Source organism: Arthrobacter tecti (assembly GCF_054511355.1).
On record NZ_JBTNCT010000023.1, the window covers coordinates 17,301 to 33,735 of the forward strand.

Annotated in this window: 12 protein-coding genes; 6 read left to right on the forward strand and 6 right to left on the reverse strand. The window is 64.6% G+C overall.

The window, feature by feature from the left end:
• Positions 1-6 precede the first annotated feature (6 nt).
• Complete coding sequence (locus ACX80C_RS17645) at positions 7-1,431, reverse strand: sensor histidine kinase (RefSeq protein WP_459327765.1); 1,425 nt, start codon at positions 1,429-1,431, stop codon at positions 7-9.
• Between the two features lie 83 nt (positions 1,432-1,514).
• Between ACX80C_RS17645 and ACX80C_RS17650 the strand changes: the two genes are divergently transcribed.
• From ACX80C_RS17650 to ACX80C_RS17660, 3 genes are read left to right on the forward strand one after another with little or no spacing between them, the layout of a single operon-like run.
• Positions 1,515-2,315, forward strand: coding sequence for an exodeoxyribonuclease III (locus tag ACX80C_RS17650; protein WP_459327766.1), 801 nt, complete (start codon positions 1,515-1,517; stop codon positions 2,313-2,315).
• A 3-nt stretch (positions 2,316-2,318) separates the two neighbouring features.
• On the forward strand, positions 2,319-3,167 hold the full coding sequence (locus ACX80C_RS17655; protein ID WP_459327767.1) for a hypothetical protein: 849 nt from the start codon (positions 2,319-2,321) through the stop codon (positions 3,165-3,167).
• Positions 3,168-3,171: 4 nt separating this feature from the next.
• A complete protein-coding gene (locus ACX80C_RS17660; RefSeq protein WP_459327768.1) occupies positions 3,172-4,455 on the forward strand; it encodes an MFS transporter in 1,284 nt (427 codons plus the stop codon).
• Between the two features lie 6 nt (positions 4,456-4,461).
• Here ACX80C_RS17660 and ACX80C_RS17665 read toward each other — a convergent pair whose 3' ends face one another.
• From ACX80C_RS17665 to ACX80C_RS17685, 5 genes are all read right to left on the reverse strand, one after another.
• Positions 4,462-5,190 carry an alanine--tRNA ligase-related protein gene (locus ACX80C_RS17665; protein ID WP_459327769.1) on the reverse strand — a complete coding sequence of 243 codons (729 nt, stop codon included), beginning with the start codon at positions 5,188-5,190 and terminating at the stop codon, positions 4,462-4,464.
• A 411-nt stretch (positions 5,191-5,601) separates the two neighbouring features.
• The gene (locus tag ACX80C_RS17670) at positions 5,602-6,645 is read right to left on the reverse strand and encodes a LacI family DNA-binding transcriptional regulator (protein WP_459327770.1); all 1,044 of its coding nucleotides are present in this window, start codon (positions 6,643-6,645) and stop codon (positions 5,602-5,604) included.
• A 17-nt stretch (positions 6,646-6,662) separates the two neighbouring features.
• Entirely contained in the window at positions 6,663-7,616 is a 954-nt protein-coding gene (locus ACX80C_RS17675) for a carbohydrate ABC transporter permease (protein ID WP_459327771.1), read from the reverse strand.
• A complete protein-coding gene (locus ACX80C_RS17680) occupies positions 7,613-8,578 on the reverse strand; it encodes a carbohydrate ABC transporter permease (RefSeq protein ID WP_459327772.1) in 966 nt (321 codons plus the stop codon). Before ACX80C_RS17680 ends, ACX80C_RS17675 begins: the two co-directional genes overlap by 4 nt.
• A 125-nt stretch (positions 8,579-8,703) precedes the next feature.
• Positions 8,704-10,047: an ABC transporter substrate-binding protein gene (locus ACX80C_RS17685; protein WP_459327773.1), complete on the reverse strand. Its 1,344-nt coding sequence runs from the start codon at positions 10,045-10,047 to the stop codon at positions 8,704-8,706.
• A 162-nt stretch (positions 10,048-10,209) separates the two neighbouring features.
• On the opposite strand from ACX80C_RS17685, the gene ACX80C_RS17690 reads away from it, so the two are divergent.
• The 3 genes from ACX80C_RS17690 to ACX80C_RS17700 all read left to right on the forward strand — a co-directional run bounded on the left by ACX80C_RS17690 (position 10,210) and on the right by ACX80C_RS17700 (position 16,246).
• Positions 10,210-11,952, forward strand: a complete 1,743-nt coding sequence (locus ACX80C_RS17690) for a glycoside hydrolase family 13 protein (RefSeq protein ID WP_459327774.1) — start codon at positions 10,210-10,212, stop codon at positions 11,950-11,952.
• A 277-nt stretch (positions 11,953-12,229) separates the two neighbouring features.
• On the forward strand, positions 12,230-15,406 hold the full coding sequence (locus ACX80C_RS17695) for a glycosyl hydrolase family 95 catalytic domain-containing protein (protein WP_459327775.1): 3,177 nt from the start codon (positions 12,230-12,232) through the stop codon (positions 15,404-15,406).
• A 147-nt stretch (positions 15,407-15,553) separates the two neighbouring features.
• Entirely contained in the window at positions 15,554-16,246 is a 693-nt protein-coding gene (locus tag ACX80C_RS17700; protein ID WP_459327776.1) for a FadR/GntR family transcriptional regulator, read from the forward strand.
• The last annotated feature ends 189 nt before the right edge of the window (positions 16,247-16,435 follow it).

The window sequence follows — 16,435 nt, forward strand, 5'->3', positions numbered from 1 at the left end:
GCACCCTTACCGCCGCAGCGTGATCTGGAAGCAGGCACCCCAGCCCGGCTTCTCCACGAGCGCCGCCGAGCCGTGGTGCGCCTCGGCAATCGCGCTCACGATCGAAAGCCCCAGGCCAGCCCCGCCCCGGTTCGGGTGACTGCCCGGCACATTCACTGTTCCCTTCCGGAACCGCGTGAAGATGTGTTCGGCGTCGACGTCGGCAATTCCCGGCCCGCTGTCCGCAAGCCACAGGCGGATCTGCCCTTTGGCGACGTCGGCACCCAACCGGATGGCGGCGTCGTCGTCGGTATGTTTCACGGCATTGTCCGCGAGCTGCAGCATCGCCTGGGTGAGCCGGTGGCGGTCGCCGGTGAAGCGCGTTGACGGTGGGACCTGCACCTGCCAGTCCCGTTTGCCGAGGGCCGTCATCTTCCTGTGCATGCTCAGCACGAGGTCGCGCAGGTTGATGCTTTCGAGGTGCAGGAAGTCGGGCTGCTCCGCTTTCGCCAGCAGGAAGAGGTCAGAGACAATCTGGTTCATCCGGTCGATCTCATCGGTCACCAAAGCGATTGTCGCAGCACGCTCCTGAGGCGTCTCGTCCAGTTCCAGCAGTTCGATGTGCCCGCGGATCACCGTGAGCGGTGAACGCAGTTCGTGGCTCGTGTCGTCCAGGAACTGGCGCTGCGTGGTGAAAGCCTGGTCGAGGCGTTCGAGCATGTCGTTGAAGGCCTCCGCGATCCGGGATGCCTCATCCCGGCCCCGGATGTCGATCCGCCTGGTGAGGTCCGTTTCCGAGATGCTCAGCGCGGTCTCCGCGAGCGAGCGCAGCGGACGAAGGATCCGCCCCGCGAGCGCCATCCCCAACAGGGTCGCCAGGACGGCTGTTCCCAGTTGGACCACGAGCTGGGTCTGCACCGCACTGTCGATCTCGCTCTGCTCGAAGGCCGGGAAGTTCGCGATCACCATGACGCCGTTGTTCGGCTCACCCATCAGCGGGATGACCACGTATTGTGCCTCCCCCGCCTCTGTATCCCGGCGCCCGCGCTCAACCTCGGTCCGGGAAAGCCAGTAGTCGACGGCGGGAGAGAAGTCCTCGAGGTCCGGCACCGCTGCGGCGCGGCTGGATTCATAGAGTTCGCCGTCGATGTAGGCCATCAGTGTCTCCCCCTCGTCGGCGATCTCCCGCGAGAAGTAAACGTCGAAGATGGCCGTCAGGTCATTCCCGAACGGCTGGCCGGTGCGCGGGTCCAGCCCACCGGCCAGCAACTGGAACTCCTCGGCCTCGCGATCGAGGCTGGTGGCGATCTCTTCCTGGAGCCGTTCGAACAGGACCACGCGCAGCAGCAGCACCGAACCGATTGAGGACAGCGCCAGCAGGCCGGCCACGACGGCGATGATGCGGACCCGGATGCTGGAGGCCCACGCCCTGGCCCCGATGCTGCTCGACATAAGCGCAAGGGTATAGGTGCCGGATGAGAACGCGTGTCTGTGCACATCAGGGAATGTCAGCCAACTTCGGTAACGTAGCGTCTGTGAAGATTGCCACCTGGAACGTGAATTCCCTCCGAGCCCGTGCAGACCGTGTTGAAGCCTGGCTGGGCCGCTCCGACGTCGATGTCCTCGCGATCCAGGAAACCAAGTGCAAGGACGAGAATTTTCCCTGGGAGCTGTTCGAGAAGAGCGGCTACGAGGTTGCGCATTTTGGTGTGAGCCAGTGGAACGGCGTCGCGATCGCCTCCCGGGTGGGGCTTGAGGACGTCGAGCGTACCTTCCCGGACCAGCCGGTCTTCGGCAAGGACGCGGATCCGGTGCAGGAAGCCCGCGCGATCGGCGCTACCTGCGGCGGCGTACGCGTCTGGAGTCTGTACGTGCCTAACGGGCGCGCGCTGGATGATCCGCACATGCCGTACAAGATCGAGTGGCTCGAACTCTTGCGCAAGCACGCCGTCGGGGTCCTCGAAGCCGACCCCACGGCGCAGGTGGCACTCACCGGAGACTGGAACATTGCACCGCGTGAAGAGGATGTCTGGGACAACGAGCTTTTCCTCCGCAACGGGTACACGCACGTCAGCCCGCCGGAACGCGCTGCGTTCGCGGCCTTCGAGGATTCCGGATTCACCGACGTCGTCCGCCCCTACACCCCCGGACCCGGCGTCTACACCTACTGGGACTACAAGCAGCTCAGCTTCCCGAAGAAGATGGGCATGCGCATCGACTTCGTGCTTGCCTCTCCCGCCCTTGCACAGCGGGTCAGCGGCGCCTCGATCGACCGCGAGGAGCGCAAGGGCAAGGGCGCGTCGGACCACGCTCCCGTCGTCGTCGAGCTGGACTGACCGGTGGCGAGCGCACCGGGCTCGGGCCGGAGCTTCCCCTACGTTTCTTTCCTGCGGGTTTATGAGCCGCTTGATGCCTTCAGCGACGCCCAGCAGCTTGCCATCCTGGAGCAGCGGACGCGTGAACGCCACGTCACCGAGGACCTCGACCGCGTCGATGCCCTCCGGCGGATCACCAGGCTCGTCTCGGATCCGTTCCCGCATCACGAGCCGGATCTGGTGCGTGTGCTGCATTATCCGCGCAGTAATGGGACAACGGCCCCGTATTACTGCCCCAATCAGTTGGCGGTTCGAACCTCCCTGGCCGCGGAGTCACTTGAGCAGACCATCCGCGGGCCGCTCATGGACGTGTTGCTTCCCGAAGTTGCACGCGTTGCCCAGCAGGCACGGCTGGATCCGGAAACACTCTCCGAGTCCACCGCGAAGCTGCACACGCGCTCCGCCACGTGGGGGGTGCCTTTTTCCTGGTTCGTCCTGATCCACGAGGACGACCTCACGGACGTAGTGGACGACGACGGCGAAGTCCACACCGTGCGCGTAGCCGTCACCATCAGCGAATGTATCGACCGCGCGCGGCGGGCGGTCGCGAGCCTCGCCATCGCCGCACCGGAGCTCGACCTGTTGGAGGACCTCACCGAGCTCACCGAGTGGCTGGAGCTGTTCCGCCGGGACGCCGTCGTGGAACTGGACTACGGTCCGGTCGCCGATCTGGTCTTCCCGGATGAATCGCCCATGGACGTGCGGATGGGCATCGAATGCCTCGCGGAGGCGGACATGACCGGCGCCGCCGCCGCTTACCGCCGCCTTGCCTCCCGCTGGATTCCCATCCGCCAGCTCGCCCGCGCGTCCTGACACCATGCAGCTGCGCCGGAATCCAGCGTTCGTGCGGTTCTGGGCGGCGTCGTCGGTCTCGGACTTCGGGACCTACCTGACCACCGTTGCGCTCTCGGTGCTCATCCTCGTCACGATGGACGGCACCGCGCTGGATCAGGGGCTGGTCAACGCGGCGCGCTGGCTGCCTTACCTGCTCTTCGGGCTGCTCGCGGGAATCTGGGTGGACCGGTTCCGGCGACGCACCGTCATGATCACCGGGGACCTCGGACGGGCAATCATCCTGGCTGTGCTCTGCCTCCTCGGGGCGACCGGTGTCATCAGCCTTCCCGCGCTTCTGATCCTCATGTTCGTGTTCGGGACGCTGGCGCTGATGAGCGACGCCGCCTACCAGTCCTTCCTGCCGCAACTCGTGCCGCGCTCCCAGCTGGTTCGCGCGAATGCACGCCTCCAGCAGAGCGAGACCGTCGCGCAGACCTCGGGCGGCGCGGTCGCCGGTGGCATCGTGGCGCTGCTCAGTGCGCCGTTCGCGCTCCTGCTCGACGCCGCGAGCTACCTCTTCTCGGGCCTCACCCTCCTCACCGTTCCCGGCGGCGATCGACCTGCACGGAGTACGACGCCGGTACGCACCCGCATCGCCGAGGGCCTGCGCTGGATCTACGGGCACCGGATGCTGCGGCCCCTCGCGCTCAGCTCGCATCTCTGGTTCATCGGCTCCGCGATGCTGGGCGCGGTGTTGCCGGCACTGATCCTCAATGACCTGCGTCTCGGCGCACTGGGCCTCGGGCTGGTCCTCGGCGGCGCGGGAATCGGCGCCGTAATCGGGACTACCCTGTCCCAACGCTGGGGAGAACGCTGGGGTACTGGCCGGGTGGTGGTCGCGGCGCGGTTAGCGCAACCGCCCGCCGTCGTCGTCGTTCTCCTGGCGCCTCTCGCTGCAGGCGGTGCGACGGGGGACGGGAGTATGGGGAGTTGGCCCGCGTCGGTGTGGGCGGCGTTCGCGCTGGCGGTCCTCGGGCAGGTGCTGTACGGGTGTGCGCTCGGGGCTGAGGGCCCGGTAGAGATGGGTTACTGGCAGGCGGTCACACCCGACGCGCTGATCGCCCGGATGAATGCGACGCGGCGATCGGTGAACCGCGGCATGATCGTGGTTGGGGCACCGTTGGGTGGCGTTATTGCGACGGGTTTCGGGAGCGTTGCCGCGCTCGGTGTGGCCGCGGCGATGATGTTGATCTCGGCCCTGGTGTTGGCGCTTTCACCGTTCCGCGCGGCCTCGGACGCGGACTTCCCCGTCGAAGCATCCCACTGAGTTGCGCTAGTTCAGGCCTTCCACGGCGTAGGACACCTTGGTGACACCTTTCTTGGACTTGATCTTGGTGATCGTGAGGGTCCCGACGTCGGCAACGTCCCGCACGTGGGTTCCGCCGCACGGCACGCCGAACGTCTCGTTGTAGAGCACAATCCGCGCGGGCTTGTTAGTGGGGATGTTCTCCGGCACGTGCCGACAGTAGGCGTCCATCTCCGAAACCGGCATGAAGCGGATCTCGTTGCGGCTCCCCTGGGCGATGACCGTTGCCACCTCGCGCTCGATGCGTTGCCGCGTTTCCTCGATGTCCCCGTGCACCTCGCCGGTGTACTCGACGAACGACATGTGCGGGTAATGCGCACCCTTGCCCGGTACCCACGGCAGGTCGAGCCGCTCCACCGCGAGGTCCACAATGTGGCCCGCCGAGTGCAGTCTTGTGTTCATCGAGCGCCGCCCGCCGTCCACTTCGAGTACGACGCCGGCGCCCTCCGACACCGCACCGGCACCCAGGTGGTGGACAACGCCGTTCTCATCAAGCCGGACCTCATCGACGGTGAACACATCCGCGTCCAATCGGATGACGCCGGTGTCCCAGTCCTGGCCGCCGCCACGCGGGTAGAAGCAGGTGCGGTCGAGTTCGACGTCGAGCCTGCCGTCGTCGAACTCGCTGACCTTCGTGACGGTCGCTGGAGCGGTGAGGACATCGAAGTCGTCGAGGTAGAGGAGTTCGGTAGCCATAGGACCCAAGCCTATCGGCCGGGGTACTGTGACGCGCGTCGGTGAGGGTCCGCTAGGGTCCGCTAGGGTCCGCTAGGGTCCGCTAGGGTCCGCTCACAAGAGTAGTTATCACAACGAGCATTTGAATGAGTACGAAGCCCCAGACTGCAGAAAGAACACCCCACCAAGGATGCCTGCCGGCCAAGGCGAAACCCGCCCCAACTAAACCGAGCACCACAGGCAAGGCGAACAACCAGATCGGGCGGGCCGCACCGGTGTCGGCCCAGTCCGGCAGAAGCAGTACCACGACCACAGCGGCGGCCATCAAAGCCCAGGTAACTCGCAGCTTGCCGGTGCGTCGTCTTTCATGACCGTCAGCGGAGGTCCGCTCATCGAGCGGGCGCGTATGACGGCGAAATCGCGAAAAGATGGTCATAAGCGCCCGCTCGATGGGGAAGTGGGGCACGACGACGGCGCCGGGCCGGTCGACGCCCGCTGAACCAGGGTGTGCGGCTGAGTAGGCGGGCATTGCACGGGCGGATTGCCTTCCAGCTCGCCCAACAGGAGGTCCGCAGCGAAGGCCCCCTGCTCCTCCGGCATCTGGCGGACGGTCGTGAGCCCCATCGGCTCCGCAAATTCGTGGTCGTCAATGCCGATGACGGACAGCTCCTCAGGCACCCGGATCCCGAGCTCGGAGGCGGCCGTGAGTGCGCCGAAGGCCATCTCATCCGAGGAGCAGAACAGCGCCGTCGGCCGTTCCGCGACAGTGGAGAGCATCTGCGTCACCGCATGCTTGGACTCGTTGAACCGGAAATCGCCGAACACAGACCATTCGGAGCGGACCGGAAGCCCGCGCGATGCCATCGTCTCCAGGAAGGACTCCTCGCGGATACGCGGCACCTCGAAGTAGAGCCCGTCGGATCCGCTTCCGCGCACGTGGCCGATCTTCGTGTGCCCGAGGGAGATCAGATGCTCGACGGCGTCGCGCACGGCCACCCGATCATCGATGCCGACATGCCGCACCCCCTGGACGGAACCGCCCACCACCACGGTGGGCGATTCCAATTCGCGCAGCGACCTGTGCTCATCCTCGGTGAGCTCCATACACATGACCAGGAGTGCATCGATCCGCTTCCGGAGGATCGAGCGATGGAACACCCGTTCACGGTTGGCGCCCCTGCCGCCCAGACTGAAGACGATCAGGTCATAGCCGGCCGCGCGCAGCTGCCGGTCCACTCCCTCGAGGACCGCCGAGAAGTACCAGCGTTCGATAGACGGCAGCAGCACTCCCATTGCCACGGTGCGTCCGGAGGCGAGTCCGGACGCGGCCGACGACGGCACGTACCCCAGTTCCTGCGCAGCGCTGAGCACCCTGGCACGCGTGCCCTCCGAAACCCCCGCGAGCCCGCGAAGGGCCCGCGACACCGTCGCTGTCGAGACCCCGGTGGCTACCGCAACATCCTCGATGCTAGTCACTCTTAATCATCCGCGCATCAGCCCTTGAGGCCACCAGCCAGCAAACCGCGGACAAAGTACCGCTGCAGTCCGAAGAAGACCAGAAGCGGGACGATCATTGATACGAAGGCGCCTGCCGTGAGCCGGTGCCACTCGCCACCACGGGTTCCCGTGAGCTCCGCCAGGCGCTGGGTGATCGGAGCGACGTCGGCGGTTCCGCCCGAGAAGACGAGAGCCACGAGCAAGTCATTCCAGACCCAGAGGAACTGGAAGATTCCGTAGGACGCGAGTGCTGGAACGGAGAGCGGAATGATGATGCGCCAGAAGATGGTGGCGTGGCCGGCGCCGTCCACCCTCGCCGCCTCGATAACCTCCCCGGGAATCTCGGCGATGAAGTTGTGCAGCAGGAAGATGGCCAGCGGCAGCGCGAAGATGGTGTGCGCAATCCACAGTTGGGCGTAGGAGCCCGGCGGAATCAGCTGGAATTCACCGATCTGCAGGTTGACGAACAGGCTCAGCAGCGGAATGAGCGCCATCTGCAAGGGCACAATCTGCAGGGCGAAGATGAAGACAAACAGGGTGTCCTTACCGCGGAACCGTCCCCAGGCGAAGATGTACGCTGCCATCGCCGCCACCACCAGTGGAATCAGGGTGGCCGGGATGACGATCGCCAGGGAGTTGACGAAGTACTGGCCGAGGTTGGATGACGAACTACCCTCGTCGCCGATCACATCCACGTAGTTCTGCAGCGTGAAGTTGAATTGGGTGAAGCTGGTCCACCAACCGGTGTCGTTGATGACCTCCTCGGAACGGAAGGAGGAGATGAACAGCCCGAAGGTGGGAATGGTCCAGAGCACCGCGATGATGATCGCGGCGATCGTCGCCCCGCGCGAGGTGAGCTTGTTCTTCACCCGCCGGGTGATGGGCGCCTCCCGGGTGGTATCCGGAGTGGTATCCGTGCCCATTGCCGGCACGGCTGGGGTCGAGGTCATCGGATCTCCTTCTGCTTCTTCAGCTGCCGTGCGTTGTAGAGCACTACGGGCAGCACCATCAGGAACAGCACCAGCGCCAGTGCCGCGCCGCGTCCCGGTTCGTTTGCCCGGAATGCCTGCGTGTACATCTCGTTGGCGACGACGGAGGTGTCGTAATTGCCCGCCGTCATGGTGCGCACGATGTCGAAGACCTTCAGTGTGATGATCGTGATGGTCGTGACCACCACGATCAGGGCCCCACGGATTGAGGGGATGGTAACGGACCAGAACTGTTGCCACGCCGTCGCGCCGTCAAGCCTGGACGCCTCGACGATATCCGCGGGAATTCCCTTGATCGCCGCGGAGAGGACCACCATCGCGAAGCCCACCTGAATCCACACCATCACCACGATCAGGAAGAAGGTGTTCCCTGGCGCGTCGAGGAGGAACTGCTGTGGTTCGCCGCCGAACCACACCAGGATCTGGTTCACCAGCCCGATCTGGTCCTGTTCGGTGCCGCGGTAGGCGTACATGAAGTTCCAGATGATGCCCGCACCCACCATTGAGATGGCCATGGGCATGAAGACGAGCGCCTTCAGCACGCGTTCCCCGTGGGCCTTGTCGATGAAGACCGCGTACACCAGGCCCACGATCGTGGAGATTGTGGGAACCAGGATTACCCACAGGACTGTGTTCCGGAGGGTCACCAGGGCTGTGGGCTCAGTGAACATCCAGATGAAATTGTCCAGGCCGTTGACGTTGCCGTCCCGGTCCGTGAACGCAAGGAACGTGGTCTGCACCGCGGGCCAGACCATCCCTACCGTAAGCAGGATGCCTGCAGGCGCCAGGAACCCGATGATCGTTGCCTTATCGCGGAAAGACTTTGGCGCCCGGTCGACCAGCAGCATGATGAGCCCGATGATGGCCGCAAAGATGGCCAGGGCGATCACCACCTGCAGGAACTTCTCGCCGACATCCTCCATAGCGGAGCCTCCTAAAGTGTGAAGTTTCCCTCGAGTGAGAGTTTCCTCCGGGCAGGACGTTGCCGGAGAAAGTCAGGTAAGGCCCGGCGCGTCACTCAAGTGACACGCCGGGCCTAACGAAGGAACTACTCGGGCCAGCTGCTCTCGATGGTGTCGACCACTTCCTCGGTCGGCGTGCCATTGATCCACTCCACGATGCCACTCCAGAAGGAGTTGGCGCCTACGGCCCCGGGCATGAGGTCGGAGGCGTCGAAACGGAACACCGTCTCTTCGCTCTGCAGCAGTTCAATGGACTGGCGGTCGAGGTCGCTGGAGGCCAGCGAGGCGTCCAGTCCCTGGTTGGCGCTGATCGCACCACCCTGCTCCACACGGTTGTTCGCGAACTCAGCTGAAGCCATATAGGACAGGAAGGCAGTGATCGCATCGCTCTGGTTGTAGGAGGCGACGAACTCGCCGCCGCCGGTGATTGCGGAGGATCCGGCTTCCTCACCTGGAGTGATGAAGGCCCAGATGTCGCCGTTCTCCGAGATGTCAGTGCCTTCTTCCCAGTTCGCGGCCTGGAAGGTTGCCTGGTGGTACATGGCGCACTCGCCGTCCGCCACCGGGTCACCGGCCACGTCCACGTTCGTGGAGATGATGGACCGGACGTCGCCGAACCCGCCGTTGACGTACTCCTCGTTCTTGAGGATGTCACCCACCGTGTTCCAGGCTTCGGTGATCTGTGGATCATTGAAGGGGATTTCGTGTGCAACCCACTGGTCATAGACCTCCGGTCCGGCCTGGCGAAGCACTACGTCCTCGATCCAGTCGGTGCCCGGCCAGCCGGTTGCTTCACCGGACTCGAACCCTGCACACCACGGCTTGACACCGCTGTCCGCGATGGTTTGGGAGAGTTCCATCATCTCGTCCCAGGTAGTGGGGACTTCCCAGCCGTTTTCCTCGAAGGTGGTGGGCGAGTACCAGACGTAACCCTTGACGCTGGCGAGCATGGGCGCGGCGTAGAAGGTGTCATCCACGGTGCCGTAGCTCTTCCAGTCCTCGGACCAGTTCTCGTCGACCAGCGCCTCAACTTCCGGCGGTGCGGGCTGGAGGTATCCCTCACGTGCCTGCGCTGCCAGGAGGCCAGGCTGCGGGAAGATCGCGACGTCCGGCGGGTTGCCTGCCTGTGCCCGCACTAGGACCTGGGTCTCGAACTCGTTGGAGCCTTCGTAGGCCACTTCGATGCCGGTGCAGTCCGCGAAGTCCGCCCACGAGTTCTCCAGCAGATCCTGTTCACTGTCGGTGATGGTTGAGTAGACGCTCACCTCTTCGCCCTCGAACGTTCCGTACTCTTCGTAGGCTGAGCAGTCGGCTGCGGGCTCCTCGCCGCCCCCGTCACCCTCGCTCCCGCCGCAGGCGGAGAGGGTGAGCGCTAGTACGCTGAGTGCTGCAAGCGGCAGCACCGCTTTCTTGCTGCGAATGATCGCCATGGAATTGACTCCTTTGTCTGGCAGCAGGCACCCACAAGGAATCCGCCGCCTCGCCTCTTGATACCCTGAATGTAAGCGCTTACGTTGTGACAAGCAACACAATTGGGGCAGCCCAACCGCCGTCGATATCGAATCGTGACACCACCATTGCTGAGGAGTTCCGTGACTGCTTTCAAACCCTCCGATTCGCTCATTTCCGATCAAACGGCCCGTTCAGCCGCTTGGTGGAAAGGCGCCGTTATTTACCAGATCTATCCCCGCTCCTTCGCGGACGGGAACGGGGATGGAATGGGCGATCTCCCGGGCATCGCCACGAAGGTGCCCTACCTTGCGGACCTGGGAGTCGACGCCGTCTGGCTTTCCCCCTTCTATGTGTCGCCACAGGCTGACGCCGGTTACGACGTCGCCGACTACCGGGACGTCGATCCGCGCTTCGGAACGCTGGCAGATTTCGACCTCATGCTTGCCGAGGCACATGAGCGCGACCTCAGGGTGATCGTTGACCTGGTTCCGAACCACACTTCGGATGAGCACGAGTGGTTCAAGGCTGCCCTCACCTCGCCCAAGGGTTCCCCGGAGCGCGCGCGCTACATGTTCCGCGAAGGTCGCGGTGAGAACGGCGAATTGCCGCCCAACAACTGGCAGTCCGTCTTCGGCGGCAGCGCCTGGACGCGCGTGGAGGACGGCCAGTGGTACCTCCACCTGTTCGACACCAGGCAGCCCGACCTCAACTGGGAGAACCCCGAGGTCCGCGAGGAGATGATCTCCGTCCTCCGCTTCTGGTTGGACCGCGGAGTGGACGGCTTCCGGATCGACGTTGCACACGGGCTCGTCAAGGCCGAAGGCCTTCCCGACTGGTCCGGACGCGAAAGCATGGTGGGCGAGGTGAAGACGCCGCACGCCGCGGAGGAAGCCGAGGCCACGGAACCCACCCCGCCCTATTTCGACCAGCCGGGCGTGCACGCGATCTACCGCGAGTGGAACCAAGTGCTTGCCGAGTACCCTGGGGACCGCATGCTGGTTGCCGAGGCCTGGGTTGAACCGGCCGAGCGGCTCTTCCGTTACGTACGCCCGGACGAGATGCAGCAGGCGTTCAACTTCGACTTCCTGCGCGCAGGCTGGGATGCGCGGCGTCTGACCGCGAGCATCACCGAGTCCCTTGAGCAGGCGGGCAATGTTGGCGCACCGAGCACCTGGGTGCTCTCGAACCACGACACGGTCCGCCACACCACCCGCTTCGGACTCCCGGATCCCACCACCCTGCCCAAGGGTGTGGGAGCGCAGGATGAGCAGCCGGATGAAGCGCTGGGGCTCCGGCGGGGCCGCGCGGCGCTCCTCACAATGCTCGCCCTTCCCGGCTCGGCCTATCTCTACCAGGGCGACGAGCTCGGTCTGCCCGAGCACACTCTGCTCGACGACAATCTCCGCCAGGACCCCTCGTTCTTCCGCACCAATGGCGCAGAGCGGGGCCGTGACGGATGCCGCGTCCCCCTTCCCTGGAAGGCCCAGGCGCCCGGCTTCGGTTTCAGCCACCAGAACGACGACGACGGCGCACCCTCCACGGGCGCCGATCCCTGGCTGCCGCACCCCCCGGCATTCGCGCAGTACGCCGCGGATGCGCAGGTGGGCCAGCCGGACTCGGTGCACAGTCTCGTGAAGGCCACCCTGAGGGAACGTGCGGCCCGGCGACTCGGCCACGGCTCCCTTGAGTGGCCCTCCTCTCACCAGCCCGACGACGGCGTGGTTGCCTTCGTGAACGGGGATGTCACGGTGATTGCCAACATGGGTGGGCAGCCGACGGAACTGCCTGCCGGCGTCGTCGTCGTACTTGCGAGTGCTCCCGACGCGGTGCAGGGCTCTTTGCTGCTGCCGGATAACGCCGTGTGGCTGGTCCGGGCGAAGTAGCGCCACAGCACCGGGATTCCCGCGCCGAGCGCCCCACTGAATCGGCCCTTTCACTGGGAATGTCTAGACATGCCCTGTGAAACGGGTGATTCGCTGGGTGTGTTTGATCCGACGGGCACGAGCGCACCGCCAGCCGCCAAAGATCCGACGTTGAAGTAGCGTAACTCACAAGATGCTATAGACATCGGATGAATTAACCTGAAATACTCGATCTGGCATCCCAAGAACGACCCACTTCGTTCGAAACACCCGATCAATGTAGCTCAGGAGGTTGTCCATGGCTGCTTACCAGCCGAACCGGCGCCAGGTACTTCAACTCGGAGGAGCACTCGCTCTCACACCGCTCATGACCCAATTCATCTCGCAGAGCGCAATCGCCGCTCCAGGCGCGGCCCGCCCCGCAACTGTCCTGAAGGCGCATCCCGCCCTGTCGAACCACACGCTGTGGTTCCAGCGCCCGGGGGTTGTCTGGGAGTCCGGCGCCCTGCCGATCGGCAACGCCCGCCTGGGCGCAATGCTCTTCAGCGACCCGGCACGCGACCGCATCCAGTTCAACGAGCACAGCCTCTGGGGCGGCATGAACAACTGGGATGGAGAATACGACACCGGCATCACCGGATTCGGCTCCTACCGGAACTTCGGTGATGTCTTCGTGACCTTCGCCGAGCAGCCGACGGTGACCTCTCCCGGCGGCCCCTACAACACATCGTCGAGCGAAACCGTCGCTGCGACCATCGACGGCAACTCGCGCACGAAGTGGTGCGTGATCGATCCTCCCGCAAAGGTGAGTTGGCAGGTGGAACTTCCCACCGCCGTCGTTGTTTCGAAGTACAGCATCACCAGCGCAAACGACGTCCCGGCACGCGATCCGCAAAGCTGGGTGCTGAATGGTTCGCAGGACGGCACAACCTGGACCGCGGTAGACACCCAGAACCTGCCCGCTCCGTTCGAGAGCCGCTTTCAAACCAAGGAATTCCAGTCCGCTAGCACCACTGCTTACAAGTTCTACAGGTTCGACTTCGCGCCCAAGCCGGGAGTCAGCCACTTCCAGCTGTCGGAGATTTCACTGGCCGGTGTGAACCTCGGTGCCAACTCCACCGTTTACCTGTCCTCCCCTACCGGACAGTCCGACGGCGAGGGCAGCGACACGGACATCATCCGTTCCGTGGACGGCTCGCCCTCGACCGCCTGGATCGCGCCGAAGGCGAAGGACGGTGTCATCTGGCAGGCGGATATCGGTACGGCAACGGCGCTGAGCTCATACTCCGTGACCTCCGCGGCTGACAAGCCCGCCGAAGACCCCACCGAATGGGTTCTGGAAGGTTCCAGTAACGGCTTTCAATGGACCGTTGTGGACAGCCAGAAGCCGGGCGCGTTCGGTGCACGGGGTGAAACCCGTACCTTTAACCTCAACGCTGCGAAGTCCTACGACACGTACCGTCTCACTCTGCGCGGCGTTGGAGCCAAACTCCGTGTCGGCGAGATTTCCCTCGTCGGCAACAACTTCGACACCCGCCGCGCCACAGCGGTGGCGGAGTACAAGCGCGCGCTGGATCCCGACGTCGGCATCCACGTCAGCCAGCACGGCACCACGGGCTCGCGCATCATGCGGGAGGCCTTCGCAAGCCGGTCCGCTGACGTCGTCGTTCTCCGCTATGAAACGGAGAACCCGGCAGGGCTCACCGGTTCCATCTCCCTGGTGTCAGCACAGGAAGGCGCCCCGACAACCGCGGATACCGCCGGACGAAAACTCAGCTTCTCGGGTGAGATGGCGAACAAGCTCAAGCACGCGGCCACCCTCCAAGTTGCAGAAACCGACGGTACGCTAACGGCCGCCGGAAGCGCGCTGCGGATTCAGGGGGCACAGAAGCTCACGCTCATTCTCGACGCACGCACCAATTACAAGATGGACGCCCTCGCCGGATGGCGCGGCGTGGACCCGGGCCCCGGAATCGTCAAGGCCATCGGCGCTGCCGCGACGCGCACCTATGAGGATCTGCGCGAAGAGCACACGGCGGACGTACAGAGCCTGATGGGTCGAGTGTCGGTGGACTGGGGGCGCACCGAGGAGAGTGTCGCCGGATTGCCAACCAACGTACGGCTTGCCGCCTACGGTGCGGGAGGGGAGGATCCGGAACTCGAACAGACGCTGTTCACGTTCGGCCGCTACCTGCTCATCGGATCCTCCCGTCCGGGTGGGCTGCCGGCCAACCTGCAGGGCGTATGGAACAACCTCAACCAGCCGCCGTGGGCCTCTGACTACCACACGAACATCAACGTGCAAATGAATTACTGGGGTGCCGAGACCACCAACCTGGCCGAGTGTCACACTCCGCTCGTCGACTTCATCAAGCAGGTGGCGATCCCCAGCCGGGAGGCAACCCGCAAGCACTTCGGGGAGGACATCCGCGGCTGGACCGCGCGCACCAGCCAAAGTATCTTCGGCGGCAACGGATGGGAGTGGAACACCATTTCAAGCGCCTGGTATGCGCTGCACATCTACGAGCACTGGGCGTTCACCCAGGACAAGAAATACCTGGTTGAGACGGCCGTCCCCCTGGTCAAGGAGATCTGCAACTTCTGGGAAGACGAGCTGAAGGAAGACGAGAACGGCCTGCTTGTGGCACCGGACGGGTGGTCCCCCGAGCATGGGCCGCGCGAAGACGGCGTCATGCATGACCAGCAGATCATCTGGGACCTCTTCCAGAACTACCTCGAGATGGAAGATGTTGCGCAGCTTGACCGGGACCACAGGGCAAAGATTGCAGACATGCAGTCGCGTCTCGCCCCGAACAAGATCGGCCGTTGGGGTCAACTGCAGGAGTGGCAGACGGACCGCGACGATCCGAACGACATCCACCGCCACACCTCGCACCTCTTCGCGGTCTACCCGGGCCGTCAGATCTCGGAAGCGCAGACACCGGAATTCGCGGCGGCGGCCCTGGTCTCGCTGAAGGCCCGGTGTGGTGAGAAGGAAGGTGTCCCGTTCACTGAGGCCACCGTTTCCGGCGACAGCCGACGGTCCTGGACGTGGCCGTGGCGAGCGGCGCTCTTCGCACGCCTGGGCGTCCCGGAGAGGGCACGCTTCATGCTCCGCGGTCTCCTGCGGTTCAGCACGCTGCAGAACCTGTTCACCACGCACCCGCCGTTCCAGATCGACGGGAACCTCGGCGTAACAGGCGCCATCTCCGAGATGCTCCTGCAGAGCCACGCCGGCATCATCCACCTGCTTCCAGCCATCCCGAGCACCTGGAAGGACGGCTCCTTCACGGGCCTCCGGGCACGCGGCGGCTACGAGGTGAGCTGCACCTGGAAGGACGGAAAAGTCACTGAGGTGTGGGTTGTTGCCGACGGTGCCCCGAATATGGGGATCATCCCCATCCGGATCAATGGCAAGGATCGCAAGATCAAGCCCACCAAGCCCGGCCGCAAGTCCAAGCCGCTCAACCCGTAACGGTCAGGTCCAGGTAGACGGCCCGCGCCCGACGACGGCGCCCCCTCACGCCTGAATCGCACGCTTCCGGCCGGCCCACCAGGGCCGGCCGGAAGTGCTTAACCGGATAGCGCACCATTTAAAACATCTGACCAATAGAATGGGACCATGGCTGTAACAGACGAAGCGATCGTCCGCATCAAGGAGATGCTCCTTTCCGGAGAACTCAAGGCCGGGGATCGCCTGCCCCCTGAGAAGGAACTCAGTGAGAGGCTCGGCCTTTCCCGCAGTTCGCTCCGTGAAGCCGTGAAAGCACTGGACCTCATACGCGTCCTTGATGTCCGCCGCGGGGACGGAACGTACGTAACCAGTCTCGAACCACAGCTGCTGACCGAAGCGATTGCCTTCGTTGTTGACCTGCACCAGGACAATTCCGTGCTGGAGTTGTTCGAGGTGCGTCGGATCCTGGAGCCGGCGTCGGCGGCCATGGCAGCGTCCCGCATCAGCGAAGAGCAGGTGGAGGTCCTCCGGAAGTCCATTGCCTCGGCGCAGAGCGACACCTCCGTTGAGGACCTGGTGGCACACGACCTCGAGTTTCACGGCATGATCGCCTCCGCCGCGGGAAACAACTACCTGTGCAGCCTGCTCGACGGGCTTTCCAGCAGCACCGTGCGCGCCCGCGTCTGGCGCGGCATCACCCAGGACAAGGCAGTGGCCCGCACGTTGTCTGAGCACCAGGCGATCGTGGATGCGCTCGCCCGCGCAGACGCCGAACTGGCGCGAGCGCTGACCACCGTCCACATCAGCGGGGTTGAGCAGTGGCTGCGGCAGGCAACTGCGACGGCCGCCAACGCCAGCTAAGCGTACGACGACGCACGCCGCCGCGGCTCGCCGCCCCAATGCCAAAAGCGCCGAGACTCGCCGAACCCGATGCCAAACGCGCCGGTGATGCGCAGGAACGTGGGGACCTTCCGCTGATCGTGCCCATAATCGGCGCGTTTGCGTTCAGCCACACGCAGAAAAGCCCGGGGCGGATACCGAAACCGGTAC